The following is a 20,261-nucleotide window of genomic DNA, read 5'->3' on the forward strand; positions in this document are numbered from 1 at the left end:
GCCGCCAAACCGGCTAGAGGACCAGAAGCCCTCTCGCAGATGCCTGAGCCAGCACCCCCAAATGGGTCTGCTCGCCGAATTCGCCCGACAGGATGAGGCTGCGAAGTTCATCCGGCGAGGCGGAGCTGACCTCGACACCTGGCTCTTCCACAAATCCGGGCGCGCGACCGCCGGTTCTGACGAAGAACGAATGAGTCGTATTGCTGATCCGGCTGGAGCAGGTCGCGCATCTGCCGATGAGCTCGACGCTCATCGTGGGATAGCCAGTCTCCTCCAGGAGTTCGCGCGTGGCGGTTTCCGGCGGGTCTTCGTTAGGATCCACCACGCCCGCTGGCAATTCCAGCGAGAAGCGCTCGATCGCCGGACGATACTGACGCACCAGGAGAACGCGCGAGTCCGGCGTCATCGCCAGAATGACTACATAGTCAGGTTGCGCAACTGCATAATAGGTTTCAACGGCAGACTCCGCGGAGAACCTCACATCCCGGGCCACGACCTCGAGCCAGGGGGAGACCACCATATGCTCGGTCTTTAGGATCGTCGGCAATTCCCGGACCATCAGACAATTCTCCTTCGTTGAACCTTGCTGGTAAACCATATGGCCTTGCAGGAATGAGGCCGCTGGCGCGGGAGGCCTGAATTCCAGCGGCTGAATTAGGCGCTTTAGCCCTATTCGCCAGGGAACCGAACGCGCAAATTTGCGTTGATCTCAACTTCGTCGCGAGGTCTGGCCGTGGCACATCTAGCCATTTCCGTCATCCTGGTCTGGTTGGCTATCAATATCGCCTTCGTGGTCTTGCGTTTGCGAGCCACCCGGCCACAGCATGGTGGCAGCACCCGGCAGGTTCCCATTGCGCCCTACAATCCCGCACCCGCTTCCCTCCGCCATCGAATGGGCCGCTAAAACTTGAGAGCGGAGGAGTAAGGGTCTCGGCCCCACTGCCTTTCCCGAGATTCAACGAGTTGGTCGAGTCACGCTGCTTGACGCAGAGCGCTAAATTTCCGACCGACGCGGTGCTGGTGGCCTGACTGGATTGAACCGTTACCCGGGCCGGCAAAACGCTCCGCACCAGGCGTGCCCTGCTCAATCAGCCTTAACGATACTCTCATCTTTCAAAGCGGTCTGGCTCCCATCCGGCTATGGTCGTCCAATGCGCCGAAACCACCTTATCGCAGCCGCAGGAATCTGCTTCGCGCTCATCGTCTATGCCACGCTTGCGAGACTGGCGGGGAGACCCGTGCTTATCGGTCATCACGAGGCTTATTGGGTCGTCGTGATCGAGCGCTTCAGCGCCTACGGGTTGCTGGGATTTCTCTTATCCTTCCTGTTGCCCGGTCGGCTCACCCTCGCATGCTCGCTTGTCGTGGCCGTCGCAATGGGGCTCGAAATCCTGCAAGCAATGACGCCCGATCGTGATCCGGGTTTCCTGGACGTGATGCAAAAAGCAGCAGGCGGGACCGTCGGGGTCCTCCTCGCTCAAACAATCCTGGCCTTCCTACCGAGACCGCCCGCCTGAGCAACACGTCCGCATCGGAAGTTGCTGTCGTTATTTCATCATTTGTCCGCGTCGTTCACCGCCCGGGTTCGCGACCGTATGAATGTTCGCGTGCCATTTCCCGGCCAGCAGATCCGCAGCCTGCCTTGGCTTTGCCCGTTCCAGGCGAGCTGTTCGGAGCATGCGGGCGGCTAAGCCGACCGGCGCCGGCCCTGGAACTGGTTCGGCGTCAGGAGTTCTGCCATCTGGCGGTGGGTGTCCTGGAGCGCCTCGATAGCGCCGTCCAGATCAAAATCGGCGTCTCGGACCGAGGCGAGGAATTTAGCCGTCAGCGCCAGATCGAGCTTGACGCGGGTTGCGCCATCGCGGCTTTTGCGGCGGTCAAGTGACAAATGGATGGCCCGCATTCTGGCCTCGGCAGGCGTGCAGCCACTGAGCCCGGCGAGTTCGTCATAAGTCATCCAGATCTGTGCCATGTTTCAGTCACTCCTTTACTCGGCCTCAGCTTATTTTTCGTGCTTAAAGCTTCGGTTGCCGCGATGCGCGCGCCGACCGTTTCGCAGCGATAGGGTCAATGCGAGCTAAACGAAGAAGGACAATCGTGCCGAGCCCCCGGTGGGTTGCATACAGCGAAGATCGATCTATGCTCACCAGATCGATCAACTGTTGAACTGAGGCAATCGCATTGGGACAGGTCACTCGGAAGCCCTCTCCTTGAGTGATGTCGTGTCCCGTGGCGCCACGCGGCATGTCCCCGTCTTCGGCACCGCTTTAAGCCGGCTTCGCCGCAAACGTCCTGCATTGCTGACGCTTGCGGTGCTCGTGCTGTGTGCCGATTTGGTGCTGGCCGCGGGCGCATGGATGATCGTTGATTTCACCTCGAGGTAAGCAGACATGACCGACCGACCGACTGTCCTCGTTACGGGAGGCGCGGGCTATATCGGCTCGCATGCCTGCCGCGCCCTGACCGCGGCCGGCTATCAGCCCGTCGTTTATGACAATCTGTCGACAGGCCATCGCGGCTTCGTCGCCGGCCCGCTGGTAACGGGCGATCTGCTCGACGGCGCCACGCTGGCGCGCGCCTTCGCCGACCACAAAATCACGGCGGTCATGCATTTCGCGGCGGCGAGCCTCGTCGGCGAGTCGATGACCGACCCGCAAAAGTACTACATCAACAATGTGCAGGGCACGCTGTCGCTATTGCAGGCGATGCGCAATGCGCGTTGCCATCGTATCGTGTTCTCCTCGACCGGCGCCGTCTACGGCAATGCAGACTCCAAGGAACTGCCGGAAGACTTCCCCTGCGCGCCGATTAACCCCTATGGCGCATCGAAGTGGATGATCGAGCGCATGCTGGCCGATTACCGGTCGGCTTACGGCTTCGGCGCGTTCTGTCTGCGCTATTTCAACGCCAGCGGCGCCGATCCTGCCGGCGGGATCGGCGAATTGCGTGACAACGAAACTCATCTCATTCCGCGCGCCATGATGGCGTTACAGGGCCATGTCGATTTTGCCGTGTTCGGTGAAGACTACGACACGCCCGATGGCACCGCGATCCGCGACTACATCCATGTCACCGACCTCGCCGCGGCGCATGTCGTGGCGCTGAAACTGCTGGAACAAGGGCATGCCGGCGGCAGCTTCAATCTGGGCACCGGCTCCGGTTTTTCGGTGCGGGAAATCCTGACCGCCATCAGGCAGGAGACCGGGCGCGAGGTGCCCCACACCGTCAAACCGCGCCGCGCCGGCGATCCCACCTATCTGGTCGCCGATCCCTCTGCAGCGCGAAAAGTGCTGAATTTCGTACCGCGACATTCGGATCTGCCGACCGTGATCCGCACCGCCTGGGCCTGGCACCAGAGGGCTCATCCGCTTAAGCAGCCCTGACGACATCGTCGAAGTCGATCGGGCGGGATAAGACGTTGCCTTATGGTCTATTCCGTTCTGACCCGAGCGATCCCGGCGCAAACGGATGGCGCGATCGCGAACGGCCGTCGAGCCCCTTGGGCAGCTTGTCGGCATTGAGCTTCACGACCGCACCTCTGGCGTCAACGGCCGGCGCCTCGTCCCGGCTGTAGATGAGCGTCGCCTCGAAGGTCACATCGGGCGCCTGCTCGGCCGTCCCGGAACAGGTCGCCATCGCGCCGCTGCACACGCCCGAGAGCTTGACCTCGACTTCGTCGAGCCCGAACACAGTCGGCGGCCCCTCGGCATGTCGCCGCGTGGTCAGAACCGCCGTGAAGCGCTGCTCGTCGATTCGGTAAGAGCCGCCATACGTGAAGAAGCTGTCGCTGCCGGAGATTCGTCCCTCCGCCAGATGCACGACGCCCGTGCCCTGACCGCGCGGGGTCCTGAACCAGGCAGCATATTTGCCGTCTCTCAGCATGAAAACATCCACCGTAAAAACTCAAACGTATTTGCAACCAACTCTGGGGCGCGACAATGACCCGCGCGGGGAGCATTCCGCCACGGTTAACGTCCTGCAAAGCGAGCCAGTCAAATTGCTGCCGACGCGCAGCGACGCGGGCGAGCGCACGCTCCCCCGCGCAGCGGGCAAGAAAGCTGGACCTCGTTGCATACCGCGCTAAAAAGATCGGCTTGCCGACCTCGTTTGGCAGCTTGCATATAACCGCTATCAACTCAGCCAGTTCGTGACAGCTAGCCTTCCTGTCGCGCTGGGAGGAAGTGGTCGAGATTGCAGCCGGTCAGCAGGCGACGCCATATCAGAAGACCGAGGCGACGCTCCCGCCCATTGTGGATATAGAGAGTGCAGCGGAGGGCCACCCGGTCGAGGCCGTCCCAGCCGAATGAAATTATCCATCCGGCCAACAGCTTCCCGGCGCACTGTTTTCTCCGGTCGCTGATTTGAACCTCTTCCTGATAGAGTGCACCAATATCTAAGAGTGATTCCGGTCACACTTGCCTGGGCGTTTCGCTGCTAAGCATCGGGCCTGGATGGGGACCGGGCAAGTATCGGTCGAATTGGATGAGAATTCCCATGAAAAGCCTGATCGGCGCTGTTGTCGGCGCGTGCTGTCTTGCTGCCCCGGCTTTGGCGGAGAGCCCGGCCGCCATCGTCGAGGACGTGCAAGGCAAGGTCGACGGCGTCGCGTTCATGGATTATGTGGCGCCGGGCAAGATCATCAAGCTGGGGCCCAAGGCAACCATTACGCTCAGCTATCTCAAATCGTGCCAGCGCGAGACCATCAGCGAAGGCGTCGTCATGGTCGGCACCGAGCAGAGCACCGTGCAGCTCGGCGAGGTCAAGCGGGAAAAGGTACCCTGCGATACCAACGCGGCAAAACTGTCGGAGCGCGAGGCGAACCAGAGTGCCGCGACGACCTTCCGCACCATGCGGTCGGACGCCAAGGGTGGCGCTCCGGCCAAGCTGCCGACGCTCTACGGAGTCGCACCGTTGGTGCAGGCCAAGAGCGGCAACACCCTGGTGATCGAACGCACCGATGGCAAGGAGCCCACGATCAGCGTGCCGCTCAAGAGCGAGACCATGGTCGGAGGCAAGTTCTATGACTTCGCCAAGGCCGGGAAGTCGCTGACGCCGGGCGGCAGCTATCTCGCCATCCTCGGCACCAAGCGTTACGCCTTCCAGGTCGATCCCAGCGCCACGTCATCGCCGACGCCGATAGTCGGACGCCTGCTGCGGCTCGAATAGGCGGCTAGCGACGGGGCGATGCGGCGGATCGGCAGACGGGACATCGTTGCAGCGATCCTGATTGCGCTTCTTGCAGGCGCCGTCGTCACGTCTCCACCGTTCCAGACGCTGCAGGGCCTGTCGCTCGACATCCTCACGGCACTGCGCGGCAAGCTCGTCGGCGACCACCGCGATCCCGCGACATCACCGGTCGTCGTCGTCGCCATCGACGGCGAGACCTACGACACTCCGCCGTTCAAGGGATCGCCAACGCAGACCTGGACGCGCGAGATCGGCCGGGTTCTCGGCAGCATCGACGACGGCGGCGCCCGGGCGATCGGCTTCGACGTCATCTTCCCGAGCTCGATCGAGCAGTCGGAGATTCCCTTCGGCGACGCGTCACTGGGCAGCCGCATGAGAGGCTTCGATCGGGACTATCTTATCGCCCTGCGGAAGCTTTCCGACAGCGGCAAGCTGGTGCTCGGCGAGATCCTGAGCAACGACCATCAGGAAAGGCCAGACCGCGCGCAGCAACTGGCGGTGAGAAACAATATCCGCGCCCTCAACGTCCATACCGACACCGACGACGTGATCCGGCGGATGCCGCTGAGCTTCTCGATCGACGGCAAGCCGGTCCCCGCGATGGCGGTCGAGCTCGCCGCGCGCGCGCTCGCTGGAAGGCCCGAGATTGGACCGTCCGGAGCGACCGAATTGTCCGGTTATGCAATTCCGAGCGCGGTACCAAACACACTGACGCTCAATTTTCGAGGACTGGGCCGCGACATCCCGACTTTCTCCTTCGCCGATCTTCGGGCCTGCGTCGAAAAGGGCGATCGCGATTTCTTTCGCCGCGCCTTCGGCGGCAAAGTCGTGCTGCTAGGCTCCGCCCTGAATTTCGATGATCGCAAGCTCACCTCGGTGCGACTGTCCGGCGGATATGACGGAACGCCGGCACCACGATGCGCCCAGCCCGCCTCGGCAAGCACCGCACAAAAGGCCCGCAGCGACATCGCCGGTGTCTTCGTGCATGCCAACGCGGTACGAAATCTGATCGAACGCGATGCGGTGACCGAGCTCGGCTTTCCATTGCGGAGCATTCTTACCATGGTGTTCGCAGCGATCGTGGCCTGCGCGGCCTGCGTGCTCGCACCGGGTGGCGCACTGATCGCCTGGTTCGGCCTCACCGCCGTTTACGCCGCTGTGGCCGTCGGTGCATTCGTCCATGCCTTGGCGCTGCCGCTGACGGAGCCGGCACTCGCAAGCCTTGCCGCGCTCGCGATGATGATCGGCTACCGTTTCGTGCTGGCCGATCGTGACGAGCGTTTCCTGCGCAAGAGCTTCGCGTTCTATCTCGCCCCCGAAGTGATCGACACCATGGTTGCCTCCGGCAAGATGCCGGCGCTCGGCGGCGAAATGCGCAACGTCACCATGTTCTTCTCCGACCTGAGCGGCTTCTCCTCCATCGCCGAGACGATGACGCCGGGCGAACTGGTGACGCTGATGAACGAATATCTGTCGGCTATGACCGACATCATCGAGAGCCATGGCGGCTATGTCGACAAATATATCGGCGATTCCATCGTCGCCATGTTCGGTGCGCCGGCCGACGATCCCGCTCATGCGCGCCACGCCGTCCATGCCGCGCTGAAATGTCACGAAAAGCTGGCAGAGCTCAACGCGGGCAGCGCCGCTTTCGCCGGCCACGGCCTGTCGCACCGCATCGGGCTCAACAGCGGCGAGGCCGTAGTCGGCAATATCGGCTCCCGTCGCCGCTTCAACTACACCGTGATGAGCGACACCGTGAACGTCGCCTCGCGGCTCGAAGGAGCCAACAAATACTACGGCACCGCAATCATGGCCTCGGAATCGACGATGGCCCAGACCGGCGACGGCTTCGCCTGGCGTGAACTCGACGCGATCCGGGTGCTGGGGCGTAGCGAGGCGATCAGGGTGTTCGAGCCGCTCGCGGACAAAGGCGCGGAGAGCGCCGGGCAGAAAAAAGTGGCCGCGGCTTACGCGGAGGGGCTCGCCTGCTGGCGGGCGCGGGAGTTCGCCAAGGCGGCTGATGCGTTCGGGCGAACGGCGGAAATGGATCCGGCATCAGCGCTTTTTGGCAAACGCGCGACTGCGCTCGCTACAAATCCACCGGGGTCTGACTGGACGCCGGTGAACATCCTAGAAGGAAAGTAGCGCAGCGTCGCGGCGGTTTTCGGGTCCACTCCACGCTAAAACGGCAACCCTACATAATTCTCCGCGAGCAGGCGCTGTGCCGTCTCAGACGAGAGGAGATATTCCAGTTCGATCTGCTGGAGCCGGTCCTCGTATTCGAGCCGGTCGGGGAAGCGATGCAGCAGCATCGTCATCCACCACGAGAAGCGTTGCGCCTTCCAGATCCGCGCCAGCGCCTTGGCGGAATAGCCCTGGAGCCCGGAATCATCGCCGTTCTGATAGTGCGCGAGCATGGCGTGGTAGAGATAATAGATGTCGGAGGCGGCGCTGTTCAGCCCGCGCGCGCCGGTCGGCGGCACGATGTGGGCGGCATCGCCGGCGAGAAACAGGCGGCCGTAGCTCATCGGCTCGGCCACGAAGCTGCGCAACGGCGCGATGCTCTTTTCGATGGACGGTCCCGTGATCAGGCGGCTGCCGACCTCGTCCGGCAAACGACGCTTCAGCTCGGCCCAGAACGCATCGTCGCTCCAGTCCTCCACCTTGTCGGTGAGCGGCACCTGGACGTAGTAGCGGCTCAGCACTTGCGACCGCAAGGAACACAGCGCGAAGCCGCGCTCGTGCTTCACATAGATCAGCTCCGGCGACACCGGTTTCGTGCGTGACAGCACGCCCAGCCAGCCGAACGGATAGATCTTCTCGTATTCCCGCAGCACGTCCTTCGGGATCGACTTGCGGCTGACGCCGTGAAAGCCGTCGGCGCCGACGATATAGTCGCAATCGACCCGGACGGTCTCGCCATTCGAACGATAGGTCACGTAAGGCCGGTCCGAGGTCAGGTCATGCGGCATCACGTCCTCGGCATTGTGCACGACATTGCCGCCGAGGCGGTCTCGCGCTTCGTAGAGGTCGCGCGTCAGCTCGGTCTGGCCGTAGACCAGCACCGAATTGCCGCGGGAATGCTTGTGGAGGTCGATCTGGGAGAGCACCCCGTCATGGGCGATCTCGAATCCCTTGTGGATCTCGCCCTCGCGGTCCATCCGCTCGCCGCACTGAGCCTCGCGCATCAGCCTTGCGAAGCCGTGCTCGAGCACGCCGGCACGGATCCGGGCAAGCACGTGGTCGCGGCTGTATTTTTCCAGTACGACCGTGTCGATGCCCTTGAGGTGCAGGAGCTGGGACAACAGCAGCCCGGACGGCCCGCCGCCGATGATACAGACCTGAACTTTCATTTTCTCGTCCTCCTCGGCACTTTTTTGCAGATTCAGCGCCATTGACCGATGGAGGCTTTCGTCTTTGTCTTGTACTATTCGAACATGAGAAGCGCAGCCCCCGCCCCGGCCATCCGGGTCTACAATTTGTTCGGCGAGTCCGGCGATCTGCCCGATGTCGTGCATTGCGAGACGATAGCGTCGCGCTCGGTGCTGCACGACTGGACCCTGGCTGTGCACCGCCATGCCCGGCTGCACCAGGTGCTGCTGATCGAGCGCGGCGGCGGCGAAGCCACGCTCGACGGGCGCGTGGTGCAGCTGAAGCCGATGCAAATCGTCAACGTGCCTGTCGGCCACGTCCATGGCTTCCGTTTCGTGCCTGATACCCAGGGTTGGGTGCTGACCATCGCCGCGGAAATATTGGACGAAGCGCTGCTCGCCTCCGAAGGACTGCGCGGTGCCTTGTCGCGCTCGGCCGTGATACGCGGCACGCCGCAGATCCGGACCACCATGAAGCAGATCTTTGCCGAACACGCCGCGCGCGATTTCGGCCGGGCGCATGTGCTGCGTGCACTGTCGGCGGCCATGATCGGGCTGGTGGCCCGCGCGCTCACCGGCGAGAGCGGTGGCAACGGCACGGCTGAAAGCGGACTATTCCGCCGCTTCGAGGCGCTGCTGGAACAGCATCATCTGAAACGCTGGAGCGTTGCGGACTATGCGGGCGCGCTGTCGATCACGCCGACCCATCTCAACCGGGTGACGCGGGCAGCAACCGGCGATACCGCCTCGCACCTGATCCTCAACCGGTTGATCCGCGAGGCGCGGCGCAACCTCGTCTACACCAATTTGCCGGTCTCGACGATCGCCTACGCGCTTGGCTTCGAAGACCCCGCCTATTTCAGCCGGGTCTACGCCGCCGCCACGGGCGTGTCACCGCGCGCCTTTCGCGCGCGGCTCCACGGCGACGAGACCTGAGACGATCACACGTCGAAGAACACCGTCTCTTCCGGTCCCTGCAAATTGATCGTGAAGGAATACACGATCTTGCCGGCGCGTTCGCTTCGCTTTGCGATCAGCGTCGAGCGCCGGACCGGCTGCTCGATCAGGTTGAGCACGGGGTCGGCGGCGTTGGCGGCCTCTTCATCCGAGAAATAGAGGCGCGTATTCAGACCGATATTGATACCGCGCGCGACGATCCAGACATTGATGTGCGGCGCGCCTTTGCGGCCCGTCTTGTCGATGATCGCGCCCGGCTTGATGGTCTCGAAGGTGACAAGACCGCTCTCGAAGTCGGAGCCGGCGCGGCCCCAGCCACGAAATGCCTCGTCAAGCGCGCCGGTCGACCGATCGGCCGGATGGTTGTAGCGGCCGGCCGCGTTCGCCTGCCAGATCTCCAGCAGCACGTCGCGCAATGGCGTGCCGCTGCCGTCGATCACCCTGCCCTCCAGCGTGATGCGCTCGCCTTGCGTGTTCGGCGTCACCAGCACGTTGGAAAAATTCTTCTCGAAAATGTCGAAGCCGGCCATGGCCGGGATCAGCCCGATATGGACGTAGGGCCCGGCCGTCTGCGAGGCGGTTTCCTTGAGGTAGTTGAGCGGCTGCGGCATGGACCTAGTTCCCTGCGGTGCGATTTTCAAAGTAAGTGGAGCGCTGGCCGCGCAAGACGATGTCAAAGCGGTAAGCGAGCGAATCGAACGGAGTCGATGCGTTGAGGTCGAGCGGCGCGACGAGGCGCTCCAGCGCATCCTTGTCCGGGATCGTCGTGAGGATCGGGCAGACCGGGATCAGGGGATCGCCCTCAAAGTACATCTGGGTGATCAGGCGTTGTGCGAAGCCCGAGCCGAACACCGAAAAGTGGATGTGAGCGGGACGCCAGCTGTTGACGTAATTGCGCCAGGGATAGGGTCCAGGCTTCACGGTGCGGAAATAATAGTGGCCGGTGTCGTCGGTCAGCGCGCGACCGCAACCGCCGAAATTCGGATCGATCGGCGCCAGATACGTGTCCTTCTTGTGCCGGTAGCGGCCGCCGGCATTGGCTTGCCAGAACTCGACCAGCGTGTTCGGAACGCCGCGGCCGGTCTCGTCCAGCACGCGGCCGTGGACGATGATGCGTTCGCCGACGGGATCGCCGTCCTTGGCGTAGTTGCGGATCAAATCATTGTCGAGCGGCCCGAGGTCGTTGTGTCCGAACACCGGCCCCGTGATCTCCGAGACCGAGTTCTCAAGCGACAGCAGCGCCTGGCGCGGCGAGCGCAGCACCGAGGATTTGTAGCCTGGCGCGTGCGCCGGCGGATGCATGGAACGGTCGCGCTGGAAGAAGTCGCCGTCACCGAGCGGCGGCGTGAACGGCTCGGGGCGGTTGAGGCGGGGATCCCGCAAGGCTGGCGCCTGGGCATGCATCGGCGTTGTCTCTCCCTCTGGCGCCCGTTTGGGCGCACGGCTTATCGGGAGATGATGACGCCGGCTATTCTCAAGATAAATAGATCGATTATAATGAATTCCATGAAGCAAATCGATCATTTGGCGCTCGATGGCCACGCGCTGGAGCTGTTTCTGGCGGTGCTGGAAGAAGGCTCGGTGACGGCGGCCGCAACGCGGCTCGGCCTGACGCAATCCGCGGTCAGCCACGCCCTGAACAAGCTGCGGCGGATCGTCGGCGATCCGCTGTTTGCCAAATCCGGCCGCGGCATTGTGGCCACGGCGCACGCCCAGGCACTCGCGGCAAAGGCGCGGGCGGTGATCGACGAGATGCGGAGCTTTGCCGGCGGCGTCACGTTCGCGCCGGCGAGCGCGCAGCTTTCGCTGACAATCGCCGCGAACGACTTTCAGCGCGACCTGCTGCTGCCGCGGTTCTTCGATCACGTCGCCGCGCAAGTGACGAGCCTGAACCTGCGCGTGATCCCCTCGCAGTCGCCCTCGCCGGCGATGCTGCGCGAAAACCGCTGCGACCTGCTGATCACGCCGCTGCCGCCGTCCGGCGTCGACATCGTGCAGAAGCGTCTGCTGCAAGACCATTATGTCTGTTACTTCGACCCCAAAGCGCGTGCCGCGCCGGCTACGCGCGACGCCTATCTCGCGGCGCGTCACATCACGGTGGTCTACACTGACAATGAGCGGCTCGACTTCGATCGCCGGCTTGCGGCCAACGGCTTCCACCGCGACATCGCGATCTCGGTGCCGAGCTTCTCCGGCGTGCCGTCCTTCCTGCGTGGCTCGCAGATGCTGGCGAGCATGCCGAGCCTGCTGGCGCCCGGCGTGATGCACGGCTTCGCGCAGGTGCGGATTCCGCTGGCCTCGCGCACGCGAACCCTGGCCGAGCTGCCGATGTTCATGGTCTGGCACCAGCGCTATCAGAAAGATCCGGCGCATCGCTGGATCAGAAGCCAGCTCGAGACCGTGGCGGCGAAGGCCTCGCACCCCGCCCCCGCGAAAAGCTGATCCCCGTCAAACCCACTGGTTGCGCCGGGGCCGCCACGCTAGAATTCCCCCATGACAGTGACCGACATTGCGAGCCGGACCTACAATCACAGCTGGCGGCTGGATCCCATCATCCGCAGCCTGCTTGATACCGACTTCTACAAGCTATTGATGTTGCAAATGATTCGGGAATCTTACCCGGATCAGCAGGTGACGTTCTCGGTCATCAACCGGTCGCGCCATGTCCGGCTCGCCGAAATCATCGACGAGGGCGAACTGCGCGCTCAGCTCGACCACGCCCGCACTATCCGCTTCACCAAGAAAGAGCTGATCTGGCTTGCCGGTAATACTTTCTACGGCAAGACCCACATGTTCTCGGCGGACTTCATCCGCTGGCTCGCCGAATTCCGGCTGCCCGACTACGAGCTTCGCAAGGTCGAAGGCCAGTACGAGCTGCACTTCCACGGGCCGTGGAGCCATACCACGATGTGGGAGATTCCTGCGCTCGCCATCCTCAACGAATTGCGCTCGCGCGCAGCGATGAAGGGCCGCGGCCGCTTCGAGCTCGACGTGCTCTATGCTCGCGCCAAGGCCAAGCTGTGGACCAAGGTGGAACGCCTGCGCAAGCTGGATGGCTTGCGGCTCTCCGATTTCGGCACCCGTCGCCGCCATGGCTTCCTCTGGCAGCGCTGGTGTGTGGAGGCCGTGAAGGAGGGCCTCGGCCCGTCCTTCATCGGCACCTCCAACGTGCTGCTCGCGATGGACAATGATCTCGAAGCGATCGGCACCAACGCCCATGAGCTGCCGATGGTGGCGGCCGCGCTGGCCAGGGACGACGAGGAATTGCGTTGGGCGCCCTACCGCATCCTCGACCAATGGCGCCAGACCTATGGCGGCAACCTCCTGATCGCGCTGCCCGACGCTTTCGGTACCAAGGCTTTCCTGCGCGATGCGCCGGAATGGGTCGCCGACTGGACGGGCTTCCGTCCCGACAGCGCGCCGCCGATCCAGGCCGGCGAGGAGATCATCAAATGGTGGGAGCAGAAGGGGCGCAATCCCAGGGACAAGCTGCTGGTCTTCTCCGACGCGATGGACGTGGGCTCGATCGAGGAGACCTACCATCACTTCACCGGGCGCGTGCGGCTCTCGTTCGGCTGGGGTACCAACCTCACCAATGATTTCGTCGGCTGCACGCCCGACGGCTCGTTCAATCTCGATCCGATTTCGCTGGTGTGCAAGGTGTCGTCAGTCGATGGACATCCGGCCGTCAAGCTCTCCGACAATCCCGAGAAGGCCACCGGCCTGCCTTCGGAGATCGAACGTTATTTGCGCGTCTTCGGCGACGCCGGCCGCGTGCGCAAGCCGGTCCTGGTCTAGCGCCAGACCAATCTCTCTCCATCAGGTAAACCATTGGGGGCGCATGCGAGACATCGGCTCTCCGATGCCGCGTCAGTTCCGGTTCGACGGCATTTGCAACGATCTGCAAGCATCCACTTCACAGCGCCTTCACCCTGCGACGCAGTCTCCCGGCATTTTCAAGTCGAGTTAAGCACCTTTCGCGCGTAATCCGCGTTATGAGCGGATCGCTCCGCTGGGGTCGTTGAGCGACTTGGGGAAACGCAACGTGTTTCGCAGAACAGCGCCGTCAACGAAGGGACGAAGCTTCCTTCATGTCATCAAGCTCGTCTCGCCTTTCGTCACGGTCGTTCTGCTGCAGGCGGCGATCGCCGGCTTCAGCCTGGAGGTGATGTCCTCGGTCCGCGCCTATGTCGCGGGCGAGGCGCTGTGGTCGCGCTCGCAGAAGAACGCCGTCTATTTCCTCAATCTCTATCTGCATTCGGGCGACGCCGGCCAGTTCGCGCAATATCAGGCCTCGCTGGCCGTTCCCATCGGCGACGAGTTCGCGCGCTGGGCGCTCGAGCGCGATCCGGTCGACGTCGAGGCCGCCCGCATCGGCTTCCTGCAGGGCGGCAACCATCCCGATGACGTTCCGGGATTGATCTGGCTGTTTCGCTACTTCAAACAGGTCAGCTTTCTCAAGGAAGCGATCCGCGAGTGGGCTGCCACCGACCCCATGCTGCTGGAGCTGAGCGTGTTCGGCGAGGTCATCCGGTCAGAGTTGAAGAGCGGACCGGTTCAGGACGGCAACCGCCTGCAATTATTGTCGTCGCGGCTTTCGGAGCTCAACACTCAGTTCACGGTGCACGCCAAGCGGTTCTCCACCGTTCTCGGCGAAGGCTCGCGCGCCATCAAGATGACGCTGACTGGCGTCAATATCGTCACAGCGATGACGCTGATCCTGCTCCTGATCTGGCACACGCGGCGATTGGTGCTGCAACGAGAGGCTTTCGAGGACGCCCTGCAGGCCGAGAAGGAGCGCCTGGCCTGGCAGGCGTCGCACGACTGGCTGACCGGCTTGTCCAACCGCCGCGCATTCGAGGCCCGCCTGCAAAGCGAGTTGGACGACACCGCGGCGGGTTCGCTGGGCCTGATCCTGCTCGATCTCGACCAGTTCAAGGACGTCAACGACAGCTGCGGTCACCTCGCCGGCGACCGCCTGCTCTGCCAGATCTCGCGTCTCCTGCAACAGGAGCGGCGGCCGCATGACCTGGTGGCCCGGCTCGGCGGTGACGAATTCGGCCTAATCCTTCCGCAATGCACGCCGTACGACGCCGTGGATATCGCCGAACGGCTGCGCCGGTCGCTCGAGCTATCCGTCTTCGCGTGGGATGATCGTTGCTTTGCAGTGACCGCCAGCATCGGCGTTGCCTGCATTACCAACGGCAACACCACGCTTGAGGACGCGATGCGAAGCGCGGATGCCGCCTGCTATCGCGCCAAGGAGAACGGACGCAACCGTGTTCAGGTCGACAACGGGACGACGGACGTCGTCGTCGTCACCTCGCGGCAGCGCAAGGCCGCCAGCGCATAGCAGCGCTCAGCGCTTTATCGTATTGGCAGAATCCCGAGCCCCGCGAGATGCGCATCCAGAAATTGCTCGACCTGCTGGTGCAGCATCTGCGGTGGCACGGCCAGCATGCGCTCTTCGAGGCCGAGCGAGATGATCCCGTGCACGGCGGAAAACAGGGTGCGTGATAGCAGCGCGATCTGCACGTCGTCTGCATTCGGAAGCAGCCGCACCAGGGGCGCGTGCATCAACGCGAAGGCGTCCATCACCATCTGAAGGATGTCATCGGGGTAAGGGCGGTCGTCCTCCATCCGGTGTTCGAACAGCGAGCGCAGCAGATTGGCGTGCCCCGCGAAGAATTCGAGGTAGGTCGCCGCCAGCCCGTAGAGCTGGCGAACGGGATCCTCGGCAGGAACCTGGCCGAGCCGCACCGTCAGCGCCTCAACCGTCTCTCGATTCACGGTCAGGATCACCCCGTCGAAGTCGCCGAACTCATTATAGACACTCCCAACCGAGCAGCTGGCGGCGTCCGCGACATCCCGGACTTTCAACGATTTCAGCCCCTTAGTCGCAATAATGCTGCGAGCGATCTCCACGATCTGCTGTCGCCGTCGAGATTTTTTTCGATCCCGCAATGATTCGTATTGAACATTGTTCATTTTCAGGATACTCATTTGAACAATGTTCAAGTTAACCCGGAGACCTGCAAAATGCAAACCCTCACTGTTGATATCGCCTCCACCTTCGTCGATGACGCCACCGCTCTCGTGACTGGATTTGGCCGCGGCCTCCTGCGGTTCGCGATGGGGCCAATCGATCGCATCGCAAATGCCTGCGATATTGCCGGCGTCCTGACCGAGCGCCGCGCGACCTTCCGCATGTGGCGGGCCAACCGCGGCCGTGCCCGTCATGAGGGCCGCCGCCTTAGCCTGCTCGGCCGCCTCTCGCCCTTTCGCCGCCTCGCCCATCTCACCTGAGGCGAGCGCAGCCGCCACGTTCGGGTCGGCCCGAATGCAATATCAAGCCGCAAGGAAGGACTTACCATGTCTCGACATTCGAGCCGATGCCGCGGCCTTCGACGATGCGGTTCAGGTTTCGCTCATCGCCCGGGGCAATATCCTGGCAGGCGCGGCCTGCCTGGATAAGGCCGCAACCGAACCATTGCGAACCAAACCACGCCACGCGGAGACCAACAGGATCGGAAGGTAAGCGCGCAGAGCAGGCCGGGGCGACTGTCGTCAACCCACAATAGCCCGTCGCATATCCTCTGGACCCAACGTCCATCCGACAATGAAACTTCAGGCAGCCTTTCCAAAACAGGACTAGTCATGATCAGGGATTTGATGTCGTCACGCCGCTTCGCGCCGCTGTTCTGGGCGCAATTCTTCTCGGCGCTGAACGACAACGTGCTCAAGAACGCACTTGTCATCATCCTGCTTTACAGTGCCGCGACCGGCCACGGAGATGCGCTGGTGACGGTCGCAGGCGCCGTCTTCATCTTCCCCTATTTCATCCTGTCCGGGCTCGGCGGCCAGCTCGCCGACAAATACGTCAAATCCGTCGTCGCAAGGCGGCTCAAATTCGCCGAGATCTTTGCCGCGGGGTTTGCCGCGGCCGGCTTCTTCCTGCACTCGGTGCCGCTGCTGTTCGCGGCGCTGGCACTGTTCGGCGTCATCGCCGCGCTGTTCGGTCCCGTGAAATACGCGATGCTGCCGGATCAGCTCGAGCTCGGCGAGCTCGCGACCGGCAACGCGCTGGTCGAAGGCGCGACCTTCATGGCCATCCTGCTCGGCACCGTCGCCGGCGGCCAGTTCGTGGCCGGCTCCGCGCATATGGGCTGGGTCGCGTCGGCGGTGGTCGTGCTGGCCCTGCTGTCCTGGGCCTTCGCCTCCCGCATTCCCGCGACGACGCCGTCTGCACCCGATCTGCCCGTCAACGCCAATCCCTGGACCTCGACGCTCGGCCTGTTGAAGACGCTGCACGCCGATCACCGGCTGTGGGATGGCACCGTGATCGTCTCCTGGTTCTGGCTGGTGGGCGCCATCGTGCTCTCGCTGCTGCCGGCGCTGGTCAAGGAGGTCATCGGCGGCACCGAGGGCGTGGTGACGTTGTGTCTCGCGATCTTCGCAATCGGCATTGCCATCGGCTCGCTGTTCGCCGCGAATCTGAGCCACGTTCGCCCGAACCTCGCGCTGGTGCCGATCGGCGCCATCATGATGGGGTTCGCCGGCCTCGACCTCGCCTGGGCGATCGGCGTGACCACCAAGGGGCAGGACATCACCGCGGGCGACTTCGCAACCTCGTTCGCGGGACTGCGCATGCTGGTCGATTTCGTCGCCTTCGCATTCGGCGGCGGACTGTTCGTCGTTCCGTCCTTCGCCGCTGTCCAGGCCTGGTCCGCCCCCTCCGAGCGCGCCCGCATCATCGCTGCAGGAAACGTGCTGCAGGCCGCCTTCATGGTGGCCGGCTCGCTGTTGGTCGCGCTGCTGCAGGCCGGCGGATTGCACATCGGCTGGATCTTCTTCGGCCTCGGCGTCGCCAGCTTCGGCGCGGTCTGGTTCGTGCTGACGAAGTGGGGCAAGGAAGGCGTGCGCGACTTCGGCGGGCTGCTGTTCCGCGCGCTGTTCCGCACCGAGGTCCGCGGGCTGGAGAACTTGCCGCCTGCTGGCACGCGCATGCTGATCGCGCCCAATCATGTCAGCCTGATCGACGGCCCGCTGTTGCACGCCGTGCTGCCGATCGACGCGAGCTTCGCGGTTGATACCGGCATCGCCAGGGCCTGGTGGGCCAAGCCGTTCCTGCGGGTGGTCAAGCATTATACCATGGACCCCAGCAAGCCGCTGGCCGCGCGCGACCTCATCAAGCTCGTCGCCGCCGGAGAGCCGGTGGTGATCTTTCCGGAGGGACGCATCACCGTCTCCGGCTCGCTGATGAAGGTCTATGACGGCACCGCGATGATCGCGGACAAGGCCGACGCGGTCGTCGTCCCGGTCCGCATCGAAGGCGCCCAGCGTTCGCATCTCAGCTATCTCAACGGCAGCCAGATCAAGCGCTCGTGGTTTCCGCGGGTGACCGTCACCATCCTGCCGCCGGTCAAGCTGCCGGTCGATCCGTCGCTCAAGGGCAAGGCGCGCCGCAATGCCGCGGGCGCAGCACTTCAGGACGTGATGATCGACGCCATGGTGAAGAACGCCATGCTCGATCACACCCTGTTCGAGGCGCTCGGACACGCCTATCGCGACCGCGACACCGGTAAGGTCATCGTCGAGGACGCGCTCGGCACCAAGCTGACCTATCGCAAGCTGATCCTGGGCGCGCAGGTCTTGAGCCGCAAACTGGAGAACGGCACCGCCATCGGTGAGAATGTCGGCGTGCTGCTGCCGAATTCCGCAGGCGTTGCCGTCGTGTTCATGGCGCTGCAAAACATCGGCCGGGTGCCGGCGATGCTCAACTTCTCGGCTGGCCCGGTCAACGTGCTCGCCGCCATGAAGGCCGCGCAGGTCAAGACCGTGCTGACGTCCAAGGCCTTCATCGAGAAGGGCAAGCTCGACAAGCTGATGGCGGCGATCTCCGCGGAAGTACGCGTCGTCTATCTCGAGGACGTCCGTGCTTCGATCGGCACGGCCGACAAGATCAAGGGCCTGCTCGCCGGTACTACGCCGCGCGTTGTCCGCCAGGCGAGCGATCCGGCCGTCGTGCTGTTCACGTCGGGCTCGGAAGGCACACCCAAGGGCGTTGTGCTGTCCCACCGCAATATCCTTGCCAACGCCGCACAGGCGCTGGCGCGGGTCGATGCCAACGCCAATGACAAGGTGTTCAACGTGCTGCCGGTGTTCCACTCCTTCGGGCTGACCGGCGGAATGATGATGCCGCTGCTCGCGGGCATTCCGATCTACATGTACCCCTCGCCGCTGCACTATCGGATCGTGCCCGAGCTGATCTACCAGACCGGCGCAACGATCCTGTTCGGCACCGACACCTTCCTCACCGGCTACGCCCGCTCGGCACATGCCTATGACTTCCGCACCCTGCGCCTGGTGATCGCCGGCGCCGAGGCGGTCAAGGATCGCACCCGGCAGGTCTTCATGGAGCGTTACGGCATCCGCATCCTCGAAGGCTATGGCGTCACCGAAACCGCGCCGGTGCTGGCAATGAACACGCCGATGGCTAATCGTCCCGGCACGGTCGGCCGCCTGTCGCCACTGATGGAAAGCCGCCTCGACCCGGTGCCCGGCATCGAGGAAGGCGGACGCCTCTCGGTGCGCGGACCGAACGTGATGCTCGGATACTTGCGGGCCGAAAACCCCGGCGTGCTCGAACCGCTCGCCGAGGGCTGGCACGACACCGGCGACATCGTCGCGATCGACCCGGCCGGCTTCATCACCATCAAGGGTCGTGCCAAGCGCTTTGCCAAGATCGCCGGCGAAATGGTCTCGCTGTCGGCGGTCGAGAACATCGCGACGACGCTGTGGCCGCAGGCTGCATCGGTGGCCGTGTCGATCCCGGACCCGCGCAAGGGCGAGCGCATCGTCCTCCTGACGACGGAGAAGGTTGCAGAGCGCAGTGCGATGCAGGGCCAGGCCAAGGCGATCGGCGCATCCGAGCTGACCGTTCCCGCAGCGATCATGGTGGTCGACAAGGTGCCGCTGCTCGGCACCGGCAAGACCGACTACGTCACCGCAACGACGATGGCTCGCGAGCAGGCCTCGGGCGCGGAGCGCGAGGTGGCGTGAGCGAGATGCACGAGGCGCCTCAATCAGGCGAGGCGCGATGCCCCGGAGTGGTTCTGCTTCACGGCATCGCGCGCACCTCGGCATCCCTGACCAGGCTGGAACGAACGCTCCAGGCAAGCGGCTTCGCAACGCGCAACATCGACTATGCCAGTCGCCGCAAGCCGATCACCGCACTCGCGGACGATATTCACCCAGAAGTCGCCCGCTTCGCCGAACGCGATGCGCCGCTCCACTTCGTTGCGCATTCGATGGGCGGTCTGGTGGTGCGCGCCTACATCGCAAAATACCGTCCGGACCGGCTTGCCGGAGTGGTGATGCTGGGCACGTCGAACGGCGGCAGCGAGGTCGCCGATCTCCTGAGCGGATATCGCCTCTACAGCACATTCTACGGACCCGCCGGACTCGAGCTCACCACCACGTCCACGCCCCGGACCGACGCCCTGCCCGCTGTGGACTATCCAATCGGTGTGATCGCGGGAAACCGCTTCATCGATCCCGTCGCCGGTCTCTTCGTTCTGCCGAAGCCGAATGACGGACGGGTCTCAGTGCAAAGCACGATGGTCGCCGGCATGGCCGACCATATCGTCGTGAAGGCGTCCCATACCGGACTTCCGCGTCATGCCGCCGCGATCGAACAGACGATCGCTTTCCTGCGCGACGGCCGCTTCCGCACCGTCTGAC

General features: G+C 63.6%; 19 protein-coding genes. 11 read left to right on the plus strand and 8 right to left on the minus strand.

The annotated features are described in order from the left end of the window. Nucleotides 1–13: 13 nt before the first annotated feature. Entirely contained in the window at nucleotides 14–559 is a 546-nt protein-coding gene (locus ABIB66_RS29760; protein WP_354101387.1) for an NUDIX hydrolase, read from the minus strand. A gap of 592 nt (nucleotides 560–1,151) precedes the next feature. On the opposite strand from ABIB66_RS29760, the gene ABIB66_RS29765 reads away from it, so the two are divergent. Then, nucleotides 1,152–1,517, plus strand: coding sequence for a VanZ family protein (locus tag ABIB66_RS29765; protein ID WP_354210380.1), 366 nt, complete (start codon nucleotides 1,152–1,154; stop codon nucleotides 1,515–1,517). Between the two features lie 30 nt (nucleotides 1,518–1,547). Here the strand turns inward: ABIB66_RS29765 and ABIB66_RS29770 are convergent, their stop codons facing one another. After that, the gene (locus tag ABIB66_RS29770; RefSeq protein ID WP_354256593.1) at nucleotides 1,548–1,679 is read right to left on the minus strand and encodes a CHRD domain-containing protein; all 132 of its coding nucleotides are present in this window, start codon (nucleotides 1,677–1,679) and stop codon (nucleotides 1,548–1,550) included. Nucleotides 1,680–1,687: 8 nt separating this feature from the next. After that, nucleotides 1,688–1,972, minus strand: coding sequence for a hypothetical protein (locus tag ABIB66_RS29775; RefSeq protein WP_354101389.1), 285 nt, complete (start codon nucleotides 1,970–1,972; stop codon nucleotides 1,688–1,690). Between the two features lie 238 nt (nucleotides 1,973–2,210). Here ABIB66_RS29775 and ABIB66_RS29780 point away from each other — a divergent pair, with 238 nt between their 5' ends. Both ABIB66_RS29780 and galE read left to right on the plus strand, forming a co-directional pair. Then, the gene (locus tag ABIB66_RS29780; protein WP_354065149.1) at nucleotides 2,211–2,384 is read left to right on the plus strand and encodes a hypothetical protein; all 174 of its coding nucleotides are present in this window, start codon (nucleotides 2,211–2,213) and stop codon (nucleotides 2,382–2,384) included. A 6-nt stretch (nucleotides 2,385–2,390) separates the two neighbouring features. Next, nucleotides 2,391–3,383 (plus strand): UDP-glucose 4-epimerase GalE, encoded by a 993-nt coding sequence (gene galE, locus ABIB66_RS29785; protein WP_354256597.1) that lies wholly within the window; start codon nucleotides 2,391–2,393, stop codon nucleotides 3,381–3,383. A 40-nt stretch (nucleotides 3,384–3,423) separates the two neighbouring features. Here the strand turns inward: galE and ABIB66_RS29790 are convergent, their stop codons facing one another. After that, nucleotides 3,424–3,882 (minus strand): hypothetical protein, encoded by a 459-nt coding sequence (locus ABIB66_RS29790; protein WP_275172079.1) that lies wholly within the window; start codon nucleotides 3,880–3,882, stop codon nucleotides 3,424–3,426. A 612-nt stretch (nucleotides 3,883–4,494) separates the two neighbouring features. On the opposite strand from ABIB66_RS29790, the gene ABIB66_RS29795 reads away from it, so the two are divergent. After that, nucleotides 4,495–5,166, plus strand: coding sequence for a hypothetical protein (locus ABIB66_RS29795; protein WP_354210384.1), 672 nt, complete (start codon nucleotides 4,495–4,497; stop codon nucleotides 5,164–5,166). An 18-nt stretch (nucleotides 5,167–5,184) separates the two neighbouring features. Further along, nucleotides 5,185–7,335 (plus strand): CHASE2 domain-containing protein, encoded by a 2,151-nt coding sequence (locus ABIB66_RS29800; RefSeq protein WP_354210385.1) that lies wholly within the window; start codon nucleotides 5,185–5,187, stop codon nucleotides 7,333–7,335. Between the two features lie 35 nt (nucleotides 7,336–7,370). Here ABIB66_RS29800 and pobA read toward each other — a convergent pair whose 3' ends face one another. Next, entirely contained in the window at nucleotides 7,371–8,543 is a 1,173-nt protein-coding gene (gene pobA / locus ABIB66_RS29805) for a 4-hydroxybenzoate 3-monooxygenase (protein WP_354210386.1), read from the minus strand. 48 nt (nucleotides 8,544–8,591) lie between these two features. On the opposite strand from pobA, the gene ABIB66_RS29810 reads away from it, so the two are divergent. Further along, entirely contained in the window at nucleotides 8,592–9,497 is a 906-nt protein-coding gene (locus tag ABIB66_RS29810; RefSeq protein WP_354256600.1) for a helix-turn-helix domain-containing protein, read from the plus strand. Nucleotides 9,498–9,502: 5 nt separating this feature from the next. On the opposite strand, the gene pcaG is transcribed toward ABIB66_RS29810, so the two are convergent. After that, complete coding sequence (pcaG, locus tag ABIB66_RS29815) at nucleotides 9,503–10,129, minus strand: protocatechuate 3,4-dioxygenase subunit alpha (RefSeq protein ID WP_354210388.1); 627 nt, start codon at nucleotides 10,127–10,129, stop codon at nucleotides 9,503–9,505. Between the two features lie 4 nt (nucleotides 10,130–10,133). After that, on the minus strand, nucleotides 10,134–10,922 hold the full coding sequence (gene pcaH, locus ABIB66_RS29820) for a protocatechuate 3,4-dioxygenase subunit beta (protein ID WP_354210389.1): 789 nt from the start codon (nucleotides 10,920–10,922) through the stop codon (nucleotides 10,134–10,136). Between the two features lie 93 nt (nucleotides 10,923–11,015). On the opposite strand from pcaH, the gene ABIB66_RS29825 reads away from it, so the two are divergent. The 3 genes from ABIB66_RS29825 to ABIB66_RS29835 all read left to right on the plus strand — a co-directional run bounded on the left by ABIB66_RS29825 (nucleotide 11,016) and on the right by ABIB66_RS29835 (nucleotide 14,871). Continuing rightward, on the plus strand, nucleotides 11,016–11,960 hold the full coding sequence (locus ABIB66_RS29825; RefSeq protein WP_354256603.1) for a LysR family transcriptional regulator: 945 nt from the start codon (nucleotides 11,016–11,018) through the stop codon (nucleotides 11,958–11,960). 51 nt (nucleotides 11,961–12,011) lie between these two features. Beyond that, nucleotides 12,012–13,316, plus strand: coding sequence for a nicotinate phosphoribosyltransferase (pncB, locus tag ABIB66_RS29830; protein ID WP_354210391.1), 1,305 nt, complete (start codon nucleotides 12,012–12,014; stop codon nucleotides 13,314–13,316). Nucleotides 13,317–13,563: 247 nt separating this feature from the next. Further along, entirely contained in the window at nucleotides 13,564–14,871 is a 1,308-nt protein-coding gene (locus ABIB66_RS29835) for a GGDEF domain-containing protein (RefSeq protein ID WP_354210392.1), read from the plus strand. A 14-nt stretch (nucleotides 14,872–14,885) separates the two neighbouring features. Here ABIB66_RS29835 and ABIB66_RS29840 read toward each other — a convergent pair whose 3' ends face one another. Continuing rightward, the gene (locus ABIB66_RS29840; protein ID WP_354210458.1) at nucleotides 14,886–15,506 is read right to left on the minus strand and encodes a TetR/AcrR family transcriptional regulator; all 621 of its coding nucleotides are present in this window, start codon (nucleotides 15,504–15,506) and stop codon (nucleotides 14,886–14,888) included. 669 nt (nucleotides 15,507–16,175) lie between these two features. Between ABIB66_RS29840 and ABIB66_RS29845 the strand changes: the two genes are divergently transcribed. Further along, nucleotides 16,176–19,580, plus strand: a complete 3,405-nt coding sequence (locus ABIB66_RS29845) for an acyl-[ACP]--phospholipid O-acyltransferase (RefSeq protein WP_354210393.1) — start codon at nucleotides 16,176–16,178, stop codon at nucleotides 19,578–19,580. Nucleotides 19,581–19,585: 5 nt separating this feature from the next. Further along, the gene (locus ABIB66_RS29850; protein ID WP_354210459.1) at nucleotides 19,586–20,260 is read left to right on the plus strand and encodes an esterase/lipase family protein; all 675 of its coding nucleotides are present in this window, start codon (nucleotides 19,586–19,588) and stop codon (nucleotides 20,258–20,260) included. The last annotated feature ends 1 nt before the right edge of the window (nucleotide 20,261 follow it).

It is taken from the genome of Bradyrhizobium sp. F1.13.3 (genome assembly GCF_040548265.1).
In the GTDB taxonomy this organism is placed as follows: Bacteria; Pseudomonadota; Alphaproteobacteria; order Rhizobiales; family Xanthobacteraceae; genus Bradyrhizobium.